This window comes from Streptomyces sp. NPDC048483 (assembly GCF_040651455.1).
Taxonomy (GTDB): domain Bacteria; phylum Actinomycetota; class Actinomycetes; order Streptomycetales; family Streptomycetaceae; genus Streptomyces.
This window is the reverse complement of the sequence record NZ_JBEZJZ010000035.1, coordinates 1-15,651: the sequence shown is the minus strand read 5'-3', so window position 1 is coordinate 15,651 and position 15,651 is coordinate 1. Positions and strand designations below refer to the sequence as shown.

General features: G+C 71.8%; 14 protein-coding genes and 1 tRNA gene. 10 read left to right on the top strand and 5 right to left on the bottom strand.

The genetic code is table 11. From position 1 onward, the window contains the following. Window positions 1-119: 119 nt before the first annotated feature. A tRNA-Leu gene (locus AB0D04_RS19605) sits at window positions 120-204 on the bottom strand. Between the two features lie 307 nt (window positions 205-511). Here AB0D04_RS19605 and AB0D04_RS19600 point away from each other — a divergent pair. From AB0D04_RS19600 to AB0D04_RS19590, 3 genes are all read left to right on the top strand, one after another. Continuing rightward, complete coding sequence (locus tag AB0D04_RS19600; RefSeq protein ID WP_362704657.1) at window positions 512-1,837, top strand: M20/M25/M40 family metallo-hydrolase; 1,326 nt, start codon at window positions 512-514, stop codon at window positions 1,835-1,837. 163 nt (window positions 1,838-2,000) lie between these two features. Beyond that, entirely contained in the window at window positions 2,001-2,234 is a 234-nt protein-coding gene (chpH, locus tag AB0D04_RS19595) for a chaplin ChpH (RefSeq protein WP_362704655.1), read from the top strand. Window positions 2,235-2,405: 171 nt separating this feature from the next. Continuing rightward, window positions 2,406-3,260, top strand: a complete 855-nt coding sequence (locus AB0D04_RS19590) for a chaplin (RefSeq protein WP_362704652.1) — start codon at window positions 2,406-2,408, stop codon at window positions 3,258-3,260. Between the two features lie 245 nt (window positions 3,261-3,505). Here AB0D04_RS19590 and AB0D04_RS19585 read toward each other — a convergent pair whose 3' ends face one another. After that, the gene (locus tag AB0D04_RS19585) at window positions 3,506-3,694 is read right to left on the bottom strand and encodes a DUF5703 family protein (RefSeq protein ID WP_046928855.1); all 189 of its coding nucleotides are present in this window, start codon (window positions 3,692-3,694) and stop codon (window positions 3,506-3,508) included. A 47-nt stretch (window positions 3,695-3,741) separates the two neighbouring features. Here AB0D04_RS19585 and AB0D04_RS19580 point away from each other — a divergent pair, with 47 nt between their 5' ends. Then, window positions 3,742-4,422 carry a hypothetical protein gene (locus tag AB0D04_RS19580; RefSeq protein WP_362704650.1) on the top strand — a complete coding sequence of 227 codons (681 nt, stop codon included), beginning with the start codon at window positions 3,742-3,744 and terminating at the stop codon, window positions 4,420-4,422. A 476-nt stretch (window positions 4,423-4,898) separates the two neighbouring features. Here AB0D04_RS19580 and AB0D04_RS19575 read toward each other — a convergent pair whose 3' ends face one another. Both AB0D04_RS19575 and AB0D04_RS19570 read right to left on the bottom strand, forming a co-directional pair. Beyond that, window positions 4,899-7,448 carry a helix-hairpin-helix domain-containing protein gene (locus AB0D04_RS19575; protein WP_362704648.1) on the bottom strand — a complete coding sequence of 850 codons (2,550 nt, stop codon included), beginning with the start codon at window positions 7,446-7,448 and terminating at the stop codon, window positions 4,899-4,901. Next, window positions 7,445-8,428: an aldo/keto reductase gene (locus AB0D04_RS19570; protein ID WP_362704646.1), complete on the bottom strand. Its 984-nt coding sequence runs from the start codon at window positions 8,426-8,428 to the stop codon at window positions 7,445-7,447. Before AB0D04_RS19570 ends, AB0D04_RS19575 begins: the two co-directional genes overlap by 4 nt. A 127-nt stretch (window positions 8,429-8,555) precedes the next feature. Between AB0D04_RS19570 and AB0D04_RS19565 the strand changes: the two genes are divergently transcribed. Beyond that, window positions 8,556-9,620 (top strand): LLM class F420-dependent oxidoreductase, encoded by a 1,065-nt coding sequence (locus AB0D04_RS19565; protein WP_362704643.1) that lies wholly within the window; start codon window positions 8,556-8,558, stop codon window positions 9,618-9,620. Between the two features lie 268 nt (window positions 9,621-9,888). Next, window positions 9,889-10,677 carry a ferritin-like domain-containing protein gene (locus AB0D04_RS19560; RefSeq protein WP_362704641.1) on the top strand — a complete coding sequence of 263 codons (789 nt, stop codon included), beginning with the start codon at window positions 9,889-9,891 and terminating at the stop codon, window positions 10,675-10,677. A 33-nt stretch (window positions 10,678-10,710) separates the two neighbouring features. Here AB0D04_RS19560 and corA read toward each other — a convergent pair whose 3' ends face one another. Then, the gene (corA, locus tag AB0D04_RS19555) at window positions 10,711-11,703 is read right to left on the bottom strand and encodes a magnesium/cobalt transporter CorA (protein ID WP_362704638.1); all 993 of its coding nucleotides are present in this window, start codon (window positions 11,701-11,703) and stop codon (window positions 10,711-10,713) included. A gap of 101 nt (window positions 11,704-11,804) precedes the next feature. Between corA and AB0D04_RS19550 the strand changes: the two genes are divergently transcribed. The 4 genes from AB0D04_RS19550 (at window position 11,805) to mshC (ending at window position 15,455) form a co-directional block, all read left to right on the top strand. Continuing rightward, window positions 11,805-12,503: a histidine phosphatase family protein gene (locus AB0D04_RS19550; RefSeq protein WP_362704636.1), complete on the top strand. Its 699-nt coding sequence runs from the start codon at window positions 11,805-11,807 to the stop codon at window positions 12,501-12,503. A gap of 122 nt (window positions 12,504-12,625) precedes the next feature. Next, the gene (locus AB0D04_RS19545) at window positions 12,626-13,216 is read left to right on the top strand and encodes a DUF3090 domain-containing protein (protein WP_362704633.1); all 591 of its coding nucleotides are present in this window, start codon (window positions 12,626-12,628) and stop codon (window positions 13,214-13,216) included. Beyond that, window positions 13,180-14,103 carry an SCO1664 family protein gene (locus tag AB0D04_RS19540; protein WP_362704631.1) on the top strand — a complete coding sequence of 308 codons (924 nt, stop codon included), beginning with the start codon at window positions 13,180-13,182 and terminating at the stop codon, window positions 14,101-14,103. The genes AB0D04_RS19545 and AB0D04_RS19540 overlap by 37 nt, the downstream gene beginning before the upstream one ends. 122 nt (window positions 14,104-14,225) lie before the next feature. Beyond that, window positions 14,226-15,455: a cysteine--1-D-myo-inosityl 2-amino-2-deoxy-alpha-D-glucopyranoside ligase gene (mshC, locus tag AB0D04_RS19535; RefSeq protein ID WP_362704629.1), complete on the top strand. Its 1,230-nt coding sequence runs from the start codon at window positions 14,226-14,228 to the stop codon at window positions 15,453-15,455. Window positions 15,456-15,651: the final 196 nt, after the last annotated feature.

The following is a 15,651-nucleotide window of genomic DNA, read 5'->3' as shown; positions in this document are numbered from 1 at the left end:
CCCGGGCCGTCGATCCGCAGCTCCACGGCCCCGGCCTACTCGCGCGCCCATGGCGACCGCCTGGCCGGCTCCTCATGCAAAATGCCTGGTCAGCGCACTGACCAGGCATGTGAAGCGAGTGTCCGAGGGGGGACTTGAACCCCCACGCCCGATAAAGGGCACTAGCACCTCAAGCTAGCGCGTCTGCCATTCCGCCACCCGGACAAGGTGTCTGCCGTTGCGGCCTGGGCCGTTCCGACGTGGAAAACAATAGCAAACGATCCGGGGTGGTCGATCACCTGCACATCCGGGCGGCGGCGGGGCTGTGACCAGCGCATGTCGGGAGTATTGCGGCCTTGGGTGTGGGGGGTGGGAGGGGGAGGATGGCGGTGGACCCCGCCGCGGAGTGCGCTCCTCGGGGAGCACGACGCGGCCGCGAACCAAGAGGAGGCAGAGTGAGCGAGCTCCGCGAGCGAACCAGGGAACGGTGCGAGCCCCGCGAATGCGGGGCCGGGCGAAGCGAGGTTCCGGCATGAGCGAGTCGCAGCCGGCCCGTACGGTCACCGGTGAGGACGAGGTCGTCGACCTGTGCCGGGATCTGATCAGGATCGACACCAGCAACTACGGGGACCACTCGGGGCCGGGCGAGCGGGCCGCCGCCGAGTACGTCGCGGAGAAGCTCGCCGAGGTCGGGCTGGAGCCGCGGATCTTCGAGTCGCACAAGGGCCGGGCCTCCACGGTGGCCCGGATCGAGGGCGAGGACCGTTCGCGGCCCGCGCTGCTCATTCACGGGCACACCGACGTCGTACCGGCCAACGCCGACGACTGGACGCATCACCCGTTCTCGGGCGAGATCGCGGACGGGTGTGTGTGGGGCCGCGGCGCGGTCGACATGAAGGACATGGACGCGATGACGCTGGCCGTCGTACGCGACCGGCTCCGTACGGGGCGCAAACCCCCGCGGGACATCGTGCTGGCATTCCTCGCGGACGAAGAGGCGGGCGGTACGTACGGCGCGCGCTTCCTCGTCGACAAGCACCCGGAGCTGTTCGAGGGGGTCACGGAGGCGATCAGCGAGGTCGGTGGCTTCTCCTTCACCGTCAATGAGCAGGTACGCCTGTATCTGATCGAGACGGCCCAGAAGGGCATGCACTGGATGAAGCTGACCGTGGACGGCAATGCCGGGCACGGCTCGATGATCCACAAGGACAATGCGATCACCGAACTGTCCGAGGCCGTCGGACGGTTGGGGCGGCACGAGTTCCCGGTACGGGTGACCAAGACGCTGCGGTCGTTCCTGGACCAGCTCGGCGACGCGCTGGGCACCGAGCTCGACCCGGAGGACATGGACGCCACGCTCGCCAAGCTGGGCGGTATCGCGAAGCTGATCGGTGCCTCGCTCCGGAACACCGCCAACCCGACGCAGCTGGGCGCCGGTTACAAGGTCAATGTGATTCCGGGGCAGGCCACCGCGCATGTCGACGGGCGTTTCCTGCCGGGCCACGAGGAGGAGTTCCTGGTCGATCTGGACCGGATCCTGGGGCCGCGGGTCAAGCGCGAGGACGTCCACGCGGACAAGGCGCTGGAGACGACGTTCGACGGGGCGCTGGTGGACGCCATGCAGTCGGCACTGCAGGCGGAGGACCCGATCGCGCGTGCGGTGCCGTACATGCTCTCCGCCGGCACGGACGCCAAGTCCTTCGACGATCTCGGGATCCGCGGCTTCGGCTTTGCGCCGCTGAAGCTGCCGCCGGAGCTGGACTTCGCCGGGATGTTCCACGGCGTGGACGAGCGGGTTCCGGTGGACGGACTGCAGTTCGGGGTGCGGGTGCTGGACCGGTTCATCGACCAGAGCTGAATGCGGGGCCGTTGAAGCCGAATTGGGTGCGGATTCCCTGTCATTCGTACCGGATTAGCTGAAAAGAGTGAATGCTGTGATGTGTTCGTAGCTTCAACGGCTCGGCCCTCGTTGCAGTGTGTGCGGTCCGCGGCTGGGATCGCATTGCCTACAAGGAGGAACAATGATCAAGAAGGTCGTCGCAGCTGCGGCAATCACCAGTGGTCTCGTGCTCGCCGGCGCGGGCCTGGCCGTTGCCGACTCGGGTGCTCAGGGTGCGTCCGTGCACTCCCCCGGAGTGCTTTCCGGTAACACCGTCCAGACTCCGGTCCACGTGCCGGTCAATGCCTGTGGCAACACCATTTCCGTGATCGGGCTGCTGAACCCGGCCTTCGGCAACACCTGCGTCAACAAGTGACGTGCTGACGTTCTTTGGCGTTGTACAAGAGCCCATAAGGGCCTGATCCAGCTCGGCTCCGGAATGCATGCCATGCATTCCGGAGCCTCTGGGTATTTCTGTGCCGGGCCAATCCCGTAGCGGATCCGCTCGCGCGCATTCCTGGTAAGGCACAAGGCAGGGGAACAACCTATGAGACAGGTCGCAAGAAAGGGCCTGATCACGATGGCGGCCGCGGGTGGCGTACTCGCCGCCGTCAGCGGATACGCACACGCGGACTCGGGGGCCGAGGGAGGCGCGGCGCATTCGCCCGGCGTCGCCTCGGGCAACAACGTCCAGGTGCCGGTCGACGCACCGGTGAACGTCTGCGGTAACACCGTCGACGTCGTCGGACTGCTCAACCCCGCGTTCGGGAACCGCTGCGCCAACGGCGGCAAGCACCGTGGCGGCCACCGTGAGCACGGCGGCCAGGGGCACCAGCAAGATCAGCACCGGGGTGGCTCGGGCCGCCACGCAGGCGGCGCGAGCGCCGAGGGAGGCGCGGCGCATTCGCCCGGCGTCGCCTCGGGCAACAACGTCCAGGTGCCGGTCGACGTGCCCGTCAACGTCTGCGGCAACAGCGTCTCCATCGTCGGGCTGGTGAACCCGGCCGTTGGCAACGAGTGCGGCAACGAAGCGCGGCCGCATACGCCGACGGGACCACACCACCCGCACCACCCGCAGCAGCCGGGCCACCACCCGCACCACCCGCGGCCGGAGCAGCCGTCGGAGCCGGGCCATCCGCACGGCCCAGGGAGCAAGGGCGGCCCGGAGACGACGCCCCCGGAGCACCAGCGCGGCCCGGACGACCTGGGCACCACGGAAATCCCGGGTATGCGGCCGCAGGCCGAGCCGCAGGGGAAGGCGGCGATCGTCACGACACCGTCGGCCGGCGAGCATCTCGCCCAGACAGGCGCCGGGATGATCGGCTACGCCGTACCGGCGAGCGCCGGGCTGCTGCTCGGCGGGGCCGTGCTCTACCGCCGGGCGCGCACCGCTCGCAGGTGAGCCGCGTCGCGCAGGTGATCCGCGCCACGTAACGCGGAACACACGAGAACGGAACACGCGAAAACGGAACACACGCAAAACGGAGCGGGCCCTGTCGCCACGGGGCCCGTTCTGCTGTGTTCAGTTCTTCTGCCTGTGCTCAGTTCCGTCCAGGGCCGACCCCTGCGAGGCATTCCCGGGGGCAAGTACCCGGGGGCATTCCCTGCGGGGTCAGTTCCCGCTGGCCCCTCTGGTCCCTCTGGCGCTCACCATGTGGCGCGGAGCTGTCGGATGATCCGGCGGCGCAGCCGCACTCTGCGGCTCCCGTCGGGGTTGAGGCGAAGGCGGTCCAACTCCCAGTGTCCGTACTCGGCATGGTCGGTCAGCAGGCGTGTGGCGGCCGACCGGGAGACCCCCCGGGGCACATACACATCGCAGAATTCGTATTCCGGCATCGCATCTATTGTGCGGGACCGGCCCCGGTACGGATAGCGTCTGCACTATGTCTGATGCTGCGCAGCCTTCCGCTGCCGAGGTACGTGCCGCCGCCGAGGCGGTCAAAGCCGCGCTGGACCGTCACCTCGACGCGGTCGAACGCCGCTCGGGGCCGGACGATCCGGCTGTCTACGCCGCGTTCGACGAGCTCGCCGCGGCGGCTGAGGTCTACGACGAGCTGCTCTACGACACCCACGACGAGGTCACCCCCTTCGAGATCCCCGGGAACGAGGCGCTGCCCGCCTACGCCGGCCCCGAGGAGCCGAGCGCGCTCAGCGTGCTCATCCGGCGCGACTACACCGTCGCCGAACCGCAGCGGCTGCTGCATCAGGCGCAGCGCATCGCCGACCTCGATCCGGACGCCGTCGACGAGGCGGCGGCGAACGGCTCCGGCGAGGCCGCGGGGGTGGTCGGCACCAGCGTGCATGCGGCGCTCGGGGTGCTCTTCGGGGAGTTCGAACCGGACGAGATCGCTTCCCGGCACAAGGAGTTCGGCCTGGAGGAGGGCGACTCCACCCTGTGGGTGGCAGCCGCCGACGAGCCGGCCGATCCGGGGGAGTGGCTGTCCGCACCGTTCGACCAGGCCGATCCCCAGCGAGTGGTCTGCCGCTTCGACGTCAGCTCGGTCTTTGACGAGGAGCTGGACGGCGATGACGGGCTGGTGGAGCCGCTTGATCGGGAGCGCTGACCGTCGCGGATCCCTGGCTAATGGCTGACCCGTGGCGGATCCATGGGTGATACCGGGCTGATGTTGGGCTGATGCCTGCTGGCGTTGGCCCCGTTCTCAGTGGCTGCCGCCCACAGGGTGGAGTCGCCCTTCTCCGGGGGCTGATCTGTTCCCGTGGGCAGAGGGGGATCTGTCCCCCCTGCCCACCTGCCCCTGTGCCCGCGGGGGACGGGTCAGCCATGCCTGCGGGGGCCTGTCCCTCGTGCCCGAGAGGGGGAGGGGCGGTGGCGTGATGGGCCCGCGGGGTGCGGCGCGTTGTGCCCCTCTGCTCGGTTGTTGCTTGGGGCTGCCTCTGCGGCCTCCTTCTCTTTCCGGCAACAATTACTCAGAGTTATTTGTTCCCCACCGAGTGTCACCTTGCGGCTTCGGGGCGTGTGGCGTGGGGCGGGGTGCGTGGCGGCGGGGGCGGGCGCGATCGGCTGTCAGCGTGATCGTGGTCAGGGGGTTGTGAGGGGGGTGTCTGTTTCGGGTGGGGTGAGGTGGAGTTGGAGGAGGGTGCGTAGGCGGGTGGTGCGTTCCTTTACGGGGATCTCCGCGACGGCGCGGGGGAGGGCCTGGTCGGCGCCCTGGACGACCGAGAGGTGGCGTTCGCCGCGGCTGAAGGCGGTGTAGACCCAGGCGCGGGTCAGGCCGCCGGCCGCGTCGCCGGGCAGGACGACCACCGCGGCGGGCCACCGGAAGCCGGCCGCCTGGTGGGCGGTGAGGGCCCAGCCGTGACGTACCGCGCCGGCTTCGACCTGCTCGCGCGGGACGACGACGGGGGTACCGTCGCAGTCGAGGCGGAGGCCCTCGGCGTCGGCGCCGGTGACGGTGCCCGGGACCGTACGGCCGAGGGCGGCGGCGTAGGCGACACGGTCGCCGGGGTCGAAGCTGCCGAACCGGCCGGGGCCGGGGTTGAGCCGTTCCTTCAGGGCGGCGTTCAGCGCGCGGGTGCCGGCCGCGCCGCCGTGGCCGACGGTGATGACCTGGGTCCGGTCGGCCGGGACGCCGAGCGCCCGGGGTACGGAGTCGGCGACCAGCTGGACGGTGCGGTGCACCGCCTCCGTGGCGTCGCGTACCGGGACGGTCACCACCTCCTTGCCGGGGGCCTCGACCTGGCTCAGTTCGCCGATGCCGATACCGGACACCAGCTCGCCGATCGGGCCGAAGTCCGGGGTACGGGAGGCGATTTGGGGGCAGAACCGGGCGGCGAGGAGGTCGGCGAAGAGGCGGCCGGGGCCGGCGGACCACAGGACGGCGGGGTCGCCGCTGAGGACCAGCCGGGTGCCGTCGGCCAGCGACTCGATGAGCAGTGCGGCGGTCTCGAGGTCCAGTTGGGGGGCGTCCAGCACCACCAGGAGGTCGAGGGCGAGCGCGCCGTCCGAGTCCCGGCCGGGGCCCTCCTGGCCGGAGAGCAGGCCGGATACGGTCACCGCCGCCGCGTTCAGGGATGTGCCGGCCTCGTCGGGGGCGGTCTCGGCCAGGTGCGCGGTCAGGCGTCGGCGGCCGTTCTCGGTGTGGGTGGCGCCGTAGGCGCGTAGCCCCAGGGAGCGGGCGGCGGCGATCAGCGCGGCGGGCTCGGCGCGGGCCGCCTCGGCGCCGGTGTGCGCCACCAGGCCGCCGGCCGCGGCGGCGCGGATCAGCTCGGCGGCGGAGGGCGAGGGGGCGGCGGCCGCCGCGGCCTCCCAGTCGGCGGGGGAGGGGGCGGCGGGCCGGGGGGCGGTTTCCTCAGGGGCGGCCGGGGTGTTCTCGTCGCTCTGCGCCTCTGCGGCTTCGTCGCCCTGCTCCTCGGCCGTTGCCTCGAAGGTGTTGAGCAGGCGCGCCAGGCCGTCGGCCACGCTTTCCTCGGCCATGGCGAACCGGTCCAGGCCGAGCAGGATGCGGACGGGGCGCTCTTCGTCCTCGTCGTCGGCCGCCGCGGGTCGGGCCTGGCCCGGGGTGTCGAGGGCGTCCTGGAAGACCAGCACCGCGCCCTCGGCGATGGCCGTCTGGAGGGCTTCATCGGGGTCCGGTACGGCCCGTTGGGCGAGCGCCGCGCGCAGCGTGGCCGCCTCCAGGGCGGAGTGGCCCGCTACGGCGGCCTGTTCCAGCAGCCACAGGACCAGGGCCTGGGCGCGCCGCTCGTCGTCCGGGCCGCAGGCGGGGCCGAGCAGCGCCCGCGCGAAGCCGTCGGCCTGATCGAGGCGTACGCCGGGCACGCCGAGGAGCTGCCAGGGGTCGGCGCTCAGTGCCTCGGCGGCCCGTTCGCCCAGCGCCTCGGCGGTCTTCTGGGCCAGCGCCGGCGGGGCGCCGCCCGCTGTCAGGATCTGCCGTACGCCTTCGATGCCGGGGGCCGTGGGCGAGGCGGGCCGGGGAGCGGGCGCGGCGGGTGCCTGCGGAGCGGCCGGGGCGGCGGGCCGGGCGGGCGCACGCTGTGCTGCCACCTCCGGTGCGGGGCGGGTGTGCTCCGCCGGGGGGCTCTGCGGCTTGGCGGCGGCCGGTGCGGCCGCGGGTGCCGGGCGTGCTGTCTGCGTGAAGAACGAGGCGGCCGAGCGTTCGCCGCTTTCCACGGCCCGTACCGCCGCCGCGAGCTGTGCCGCCGTTGCCGCAGCGGCACCGGAGGCCGCGGCGCCCGCTTTCCCCGCGTCCGGGGCCGTGCTGTCGGAGGCCGACGAGGCGGGTGCCGTGCTGCCCGCGCCGCCCGCCGTCTCCGAGGCGTTCCCCGCCGGCCGGCCGGCCGGCGTCGCGGCCGGGCCGGACACCCCGGCACCCGCCTCGTCGGCCTCCGCGGTCGTGTCACTGGATGACGCCGCCGTGCCGCCCGAGCCCGCCGCCCCCGAGGTGTCCTCGGTCGGCCGTGCGGCCGCAGGAGCAGAATCGGATCCCCCGGCGCCCGCACCGCCCGAGGACGCCCCCGCGCCACCCGATTCCCGCGCACCCGAGGCGTCCTCGGCCGGCCGGGCACCCGTGGTGCCGGGCGTGGCCTCCTGCTCTGGTCGGGATTCGCCGGGGAGGCGGTCGGTGGTCACAGCGTGCTCCAGTCGTGGTCGGGGTAGTGGTGCACCGGAGCGGATACATCGTCCAGCGCCCGGCGGATCTCGTCAGGAAGACTAAGGGTCTCCACTGACAATGCCGCTCTGAGCTGCGGTGCTGTGCGGGCACCCACGATGGGGGCGGTGACGCCGGGGCGGTCGCGGACCCAGGAGAGGGCGACCTGGAGAGGGGTGACGGCCAGTCCGTCGGCGGCGGTGCTGACCGCTTCGACGACGCGGCCCGCGGTCTCGTCGAGGTAGGGGGCGACGAAGGGGGCCAGGTGCTCCGAGGCGGCGCGGGAGTCGGCCGGGGTGGCGTTGCGGTACTTGCCGGTGAGGACGCCGCGGCCCAGGGGGGAGGAGGGGAGCAGGCCGATGCCGAGGTCGACGGCGGCGGGGAGGACCTCGCGTTCGACGCCGCGCTGGAGGAGGGAGTACTCGAGCTGCGCGCCGGCCAGCCGGTTGCGTACGCCGGGTGCCGCCAGCTGCCAGGTGGCGGCCTTGGCGAGCTGCCAGCCGGAGAAGTTCGCGAGTCCCACGTAGCGTGCCCGGCCGCTGGTGACGGCGAGGTCGAGGGCCTGGAGGGTTTCCTCCAGCGGGGTGTGCGGGTCGAAGGCGTGCAGCTGCCACAGGTCGACGTAGTCGGTGCCCAGGCGTTCGAGGGAGGCGTCGAGGGCGGCGAGGAGGTGGCGTCTGGAGCAGTCGACGCGGCGGTCGGTCTCCAGGACGCTGCCGGCCTTGGTGGCGATGACCAGGTCGTCGCGCGGAACGAGTCCTTCCGTGAGCCTGCCCAGGAGGTATTCGGCGCCGCCGTCGGCGTAGATGTCGGCGGTGTCGACGAGGGTGCCGCCGGCCTCCCAGAACGTCTTGAGCTGGTCGGCGGCTTCCTGCTCGTCGGTGTCGCGTGCCCAGTTGAGGGTGCCGAGGCCGAGGCGGGACACGCGAAGGCCCGTACGGCCGAGGTGCCTTTGCTCCATGGGGCCTGAGATTACGCGCCGTGGGTCAGGATCAGGGGACCTGTGGACAACCGGCCGATGACGGGCGGCGGCGTCGCGCGCTAGAGTCCCCGCAACAGCGACGTTACCGATGAGTAAGGGGAGCGGCATGAGGCTTGGCATCAACCTCGGCTACTGGGGTGCCGGGATGGACTCGGACAATCTCGCGGTGGCGCAGGAGGCCGATCGCCTGGGGTATTCCGTGTGCTGGGCCGCCGAGGCGTACGGGTCCGACGCCGCCACCGTGCTGTCCTGGGTCGCCGCCCAGACCGAGCGGATCGACATCGGCTCGGCCATCTTCCAGATCCCGGCCCGTACGCCCGCGATGACCGCGATGACCGCTGCCACGCTGGACTCCCTTTCCGGGGGCCGGTTCCGGCTGGGCCTCGGCGTCTCGGGGCCGCAGGTCTCCGAGGGCTGGTACGGCGTCAAGTTCGACAAGCCGCTGGCGCGCACCCGTGAGTACGTCGAGATCGTGCGGAAGGCGATGAGCCGTGAGCGGCTGTCCCACGAGGGCGAGCACTGGACGCTGCCGCTGCCCGGAGGTCCCGGCAAGCCGCTGAAGCTGACCGTGCACCCGCAGCGCGAGCACATCCCGCTCTACATCGCGGCGATCGGGCCGAAGAATCTCCAGCAGACCGGTGAGATCGCCGACGGCGCGCTGCTGATCTTCCCGTCCGCCGACCACCTGGAGGAGACCGCGGTCGCGCACATCCGGGCGGGCCGGGAGAAGGCGGGCAAGACGCTGGAGGGGTTCGATGTGTGCCCGACGCTGCCGCTGGCAGTGAGCCCCGGCGGCGGGGACAAGGAGATCAGCGCGCTGGCCGACATGTTCCGCCCGTACACGGCCCTGTACGTCGGCGGGATGGGCAGCCGGAAGCAGAACTTCTACAACCAGCTGGCCCAGCGGATGGGGTACGAGAAGGAGGCCGCCGAGATCCAGGACAAGTACCTGGCCGGCGACAAGGACGGTGCCGCCGCCGCGATCCCGGAGAAGCTGATCGACCAGACCACGCTGCTCGGCTCCGTCGAGCGGATCGCGGAGCGGATGCAGGCGTACGCGGCGGCCGGGGTCACCACGCTGACGCTGGCTCCGGCGGGCTTCACGCTGGAGGACCGGCTGGCGTCACTGCGGGCCGGAACCGAGGCTCTGGAGCGCGCCGGGCTCGCCTAGGACCTGAGCACGTCCGGTATTGCCGGGCCCGTGCGAAGGCCCGGCGCCGAGGGGCGCCGGGCCGGTAAAGCTCTGCGGCCGTGGTGGGGGCTCGGGGGTCTTCCCCGCCACGGCCGTCACGCAGCACAACGTCCCGGCGGCGTGCTGGTTACGCCCCGGCACCAGCGGGGGAGTCGTTCGAACGGGCGCATGGGCGGGCACTGCGGTTGCCGCTCCCCGGAGGCAGCTCTTGACTTGATGCGGAGTGGTCCTTGGGAAGGTGGCACGGATGCTCTCGGCCAGAAGTCTGTTCCAGGAGATCGTCGACAACGACGATGCCTACCGTCTGTTCTGCTCCATCGCGGCCAGCGGGGAGGCGCAGGGCGGGTGGGAGAACGGCCGGATCGCCGCGCTGATTCCGGCCGCGCAGCGGGAGCTGGCACCCAAGGTCACCCGGCACGGCGCCGACGAGGACAAGCACGGGCGGATCTTCCAGGCCCTGCTGCGCAAGCGCGGACTGATGCCCGCCGAGGTTCCCCAAGAGACCGACTACACCATGCTGTTGGAGCGGCGGGGCATCGGGCTGGCCCATGACAAGCTGCGCCGCGACGAGCCGCTCACCGAGCTCGACATCATCACCTACCTTGCGCACAGCCGGGTCACCGAGCAGCGCGCCTCCGACCAGATGGTGCTGCTCAAGACGTACTTCGGGGACCACCCCGAGGTCGGCAGGGCGGTCCGGATGATCTCCCATGACGAGGACAATCACCTCGCCTACTGCCACGAGGAGCTGCTGCGGCTGGCCCGCGCCGGGCACGGCCGGACCATCCAGCGGATGCTGCGCGACTGCGCGCTCGCGGAGACCGGCATCTACCGGGACGTCAGCCTGGCGGTGATGGCCCGCATGGGCCGTATCCTGCGCTGGCCCGCGGCCAAGTCCGGGCTGCTCGCCGCCGCGATCTGGGCGATGTACGCCTATGAGCGGGTGTTCGGCTGGCGGCGGATGGTCAGCCTGCGGATGCCCGAGCGGCGCAATGCGCTGGGCGGGCCCGCCACGTCCGCGCCGGAGTTCGCGTGACGGCGCCGGGCGGGTGCACGGCACCCCGAGGGTTCACAGCCACCCGCGCCGCTTGAACAGCCGGTACAGGCACACCTCGATCACGGCCATGACCAGCACGATCGCCTCGTAGCCGTAGTGCCACCTCAGCTCGGGCATCCGGTCGAAGTTCATGCCGTAGACGCCGGCGATCAGGGTGGGTACGGCGGCCAGCGCCGCCCACGCCGAGATCTTGCGCATGTCGTCGTTCTGCCGTACGCCCATTTGCGCCAGATGGGCCGCGAGAATGTCCGAGAGCAGCCGGTCCAGGCCCTCCACCGACTCGTTGGCGCGGGTGAGATGGTCGTCCACGTCGCGGAAGAACGGCCGGGCATGGTCGTGCACGAACGGCACGCCGGGGCTCTGCAGCCGGGTCATCGGCTCCGCCAACGGGCCCGTGGCACGCCGGAATTCCATCACCTCGCGCTTGAACGCGTAGATCCGGGCCGCGGTGTTCCTGGTGTCGCCGCGGACCGGGGAGAACACCTCGGCCTCCAACTCCTCGAGATCCATCTGGAGTTCGGCGGCGACCTCGATGTAGTGGTCGACGACCGCGTCGCTGACCGCGTAGAGCACCGCCGTCGGTCCGTGCCGCAGGATCTTCGGCTGCTGCTCCAGCCGCTTGCGCACCGCGCCCAGGGGGCTGGCCGCGCCGTGCCGGACGGTCACCACGAACGAGTCGCCGAGGAAGAGCATCAGCTCGGAGGCCGTCACGGTGTCGGCGTGCACGTCGTAGGTGATCGGTTTGAGGACGACGAAGACCGAGTCGTCGTAGACCTCCAGCTTGGGCCGCTGGTGGGCGTTGAGGGCGTCCTCGACGGCCAGGGGGTGCAGCGCGAATTCGGAGGTGACCATGTCGAACTCGTCCCGTGTCGGCTCGTACATGCCCAGCCACAGAAAGGAGTGGCCCTCGGCCCGTGCTTCGCCGAGGGCGCGGGCGAAGTCGGCCGCGCAGTCGATGCGGCGGCCCTCGCGGTAGATGGCGCAGTCAACGATCACACCTGGCATTCTCACTCGTCATCCGGCGGCCTGCCAGGAATGACGGCCGGCAGCGTCGTCGTACCCGGCGGCCTGCCGCCAGGGGCCGCCGGGAACGTAGGGTGGCGGTCATGCCCACGCTGATCCTGGTGCGGCACGGCCGCTCCACCGCCAACACCTCCGGGGTGCTCGCCGGACGTCTGCCCGGCGTCGCCCTCGACGAGCGGGGCGCCGCCCAGGCCGCGGCGCTGCCCGCACGGCTGGCGCGGGTTGCGCTGGTCGCCGCCGTGTCCAGCCCGCTCCAGCGCTGCCAGGAGACGCTGCGGCCGCTGCTGGCAGCCCGCCCCGGTCTGCCGCTGCACACCGATGACCGGATCAGCGAATGCGACTACGGGGACTGGGCCGGCCGCAAACTGGCCGAGCTGAACGACGAGCCCCTGATGGAGGCCGTCCAGCAGCACCCGTCGTCGGCGGCCTTCCCCGGTGGCGAGTCGATGCGTGCCATGCAGGCCCGCGCGGTCGATGCCGTACGGGACTGGAACGCCCGCATCGAGCAGCGGCACGGCGCCGAGGCCGCCTATCTGATGTGCTCGCACGGCGACATCATCAAATCCCTCGTCGCGGACGCCCTGGGGATGCATCTCGACCTCTTCCAGCGGATTTCGGTCGAGCCCTGCTCGGTCACGGTGATCCGCTATACCCGGCTGCGTCCCTTCCTCGTCCGGCTCGGCGACACCGGTGACTTCGCCTCCCTGGAGCCCGCCGAGGACGGGCCCGCGGCCGCCGGCGGGCGGGACGCGGCCCTGGGAGGCGGTGCGGGAGCACCGTGATCAGTCGGCGCAGTAGGGTGGTGCGACGGCGCTGCTCTGCCGTACCCCTGTGAACCGCGCAGTGACCGCAGGACCGCGCAGCGACCGCAGTGTCCCCGAAGTCGAGCAATCGGAGCAGGACGTTGTCCCGTCAGGTGTTCTTCTACGACGCGCCGGACCGCTTTGTGGCCGGTACGGTCGGGCTGCCTGGCCGCCGTAGCTTTTTCCTCCAGGCGACCGCGCCCGGCCGCACCACCAGCGTCGCCCTGGAGAAGACCCAGGTCGCCGCCCTCGCCGAGCGGATCGACGAGCTGCTGGACGAGGTCGTACGGCGCAGCGGCGGCAATGCCCCGGTGCCCGCTGTCTCACCCACCGAGCTGACCGACACCGCGCCGCTGGAATCGCCGGTCGAGGAGGAGTTCCGGGTCGGCACCATGGCGCTCGCCTGGGACGGCGAGGACCAGCGCATGATCGTCGAGGCGCAGGCGCTGGTCGAGCTGGAGGCCGACACCGACGAGGACCTCGCCGATGCCGAGGAGCGGCTCCTGCAGGACGACGAGAACGGCCCGCCGATGCTGCGGGTGCGCCTGACCGGCATGATGGCCAGGGCATTCGCCAAGCGGGCCCTGGAAGTCGTCAACGCGGGGCGGCCGCCGTGCCCGCTGTGCAGCCTGCCGCTCGACCCGGAGGGACACGTATGCCCGCGCCAGAACGGATACCGGCGGGACGCGTGAGCGCCATGGAGCCCGCCGTCGAACCGGTCGCCGTTCCCGCGGCCCGCAAGGATCCGCCGCGGACCGCACAGGAGCCTGCCATGGGGCTGACGGACGCCTTTCTCGCCGACGGTGAGCTGACCGTCCGCGGGCAGATCCGCGAGGCGTCCAACGCCGTGCTCTACTGCACCGTCGAGCGCGACGGCCGCACCGCCTCCGCCGTGTACAAGCCGGTCGCCGGCGAGCGCCCGCTGTGGGACTTCCCCGACGGCACCCTCGCCCAGCGCGAGGTCGCCGCCTACGAGATCTCCCGGGCCAGCGGCTGGGACCTGATCCCCACGACGGTGCTGCGGGACGGCCCGTACGGCACCGGCATGGTCCAGGAGTGGATCGAGGCGCCCGCCACGGAGGACGGCGGTGAGGTTCCCGAGCTGCTGGCGCTGATCGAGGACGAGGAGCCGGGGCCGGGCTGGAAGGCGGTCGGGTACGCGGACATCGGCGAGGGCCGTACCGCGCTGCTGGTGCATGCCGACCATCCGTGGCTGCGGCGGCTCGCCGTACTGGACGTGGTGATCAACAACGGGGACCGCAAGGGCGGGCATCTGCTGCCCGGCGCCGGCGGGCGGCTGTTCGCCATCGACCACGGTGTCACCTTCAACGCCGACGACAAGCTGCGCACCCTGCTGTGGGGCTGGGCGGGGGAGCCGCTGACCGGGGAGGCGCTGGAGATGCTGCGGGGGCTGGCGGCGACGCTCGAGGACGGTGCGCCGCTCGCCGCCCGACTGGCGGAACTGATCACGGACACCGAGATCGGGGCGCTGCGGGAGCGGGTGGCGCAGCTGCTGCGCACCGGGAAGCACCCTGAGCCCGGTGGGCAGTGGCCCGCGATCCCCTGGCCGCCGGTCTGATCCGGGCCACCGGCCGTTGATCGTCCGGAAGCATGCTTCGCCGCGGAACACAAGACCGCGAATTCGGCCAAGACCACTGGTCCGGTTCGTATGCGGAACATGCGTCCGGTTACGCTCAAGGCATGCATGCATGGCCCGCTTCTGAGGTCCCCGCCCTGCCTGGCCAGGGCCGCGACCTGAGGATCCACGACACCTCGACCGGCGGACGGGTGACCCTCGCCCCCGGTCCCGTCGCCCGTATCTATGTCTGCGGCATCACGCCGTACGACGCGACCCACATGGGGCACGCGGCGACCTACAACGCGTTCGACCTGGTTCAGCGCGTGTGGCTCGACACGAAGCGCCAGGTTCACTACGTGCAGAACGTCACCGACGTCGACGATCCGCTGCTGGAGCGGGCCGTGGCCACGGGCGACGACTGGACGGCGCTCGCCGAGCGCGAGACCGCCCTGTTCCGCGAGGACATGACGGCCCTGCGGATGCTGCCGCCCCGCCACTACATAGGCGCGGTCGAGTCGATACCGGGCATCGTCCCGCTGGTGGAGCGGCTGCGTGCGGTCGGCGCCGCCTACGAACTGGACGGCGACACCTACTTCTCCGTCGCCTCCGACGCGCACTTCGGCGAGGTGTCCGGGCTGGACGCCGAGGCGATGCGGCTGCTGTCCGCCGAGCGCGGCGGCGACCCGGAGCGCCAGGGCAAGAAGAACCCCCTCGACCCGATGCTGTGGATGGCCGCCCGCGACGGCGAGCCGAGCTGGGACGGCGGCTCGCTGGGCCACGGCCGGCCCGGCTGGCACATCGAGTGCGTCGCCATCGCCCTGGAGCACCTCGGCATGGGCTTCGACGTCCAGGGCGGCGGCTCCGACCTCGCCTTCCCGCACCACGAGATGGGCGCCTCGCACGCCCAGGCCCTCACCGGTGAGCACCCGTTCGCCAAGGCCTATGTCCACGCCGGGATGGTGGCCCTGAACGGCGAGAAGATGTCCAAGTCCAAGGGCAATCTCGTCTTCGTCTCCACGGTGCGGCGCGACGGCAGGGACCCGGCCGCCATCCGGCTCGCGCTGCTCGCGCACCACTACCGCGCCAACTGGGAGTGGACCGACGACGTGCTGGCCGAGGCCGAGGAGCGGGTGGGACGCTGGCGTGCCGCGGTCTCCCGCCCCGACGGCCCGTCCGCCGACGCGCTCTTGGACGAGATCCGTACGGCGCTCGCCGATGACCTGGACTCCCCGGCCGCCCTAGCGGCCGTGGACCGCTGGGCGGCCGCCCAGGAGTCCGACGGTGGCACGGACGAGGGTGCGCCCGGTCTGGTCTCGCGCGCCGTCGACGCGCTGCTTGGCGTGGCGCTTTGATGGCCACGCGCTGACCCCGTCCGTTTTCAGGGGCGCCCCTGCCGCATGGTGGGGGCGCCCCACGTTTTCGGCTTTCCCGCCGTGGGGGTGTTTCGCCGTTTCGCCTGCGGCGGGCGTGGTGTTGTTGGGTGCGGTGACGGCCCTGCACGGCTTCGCCGCTACGGTCCGTCCCCTCCCGTGGGTGGGTGGTGGGGCC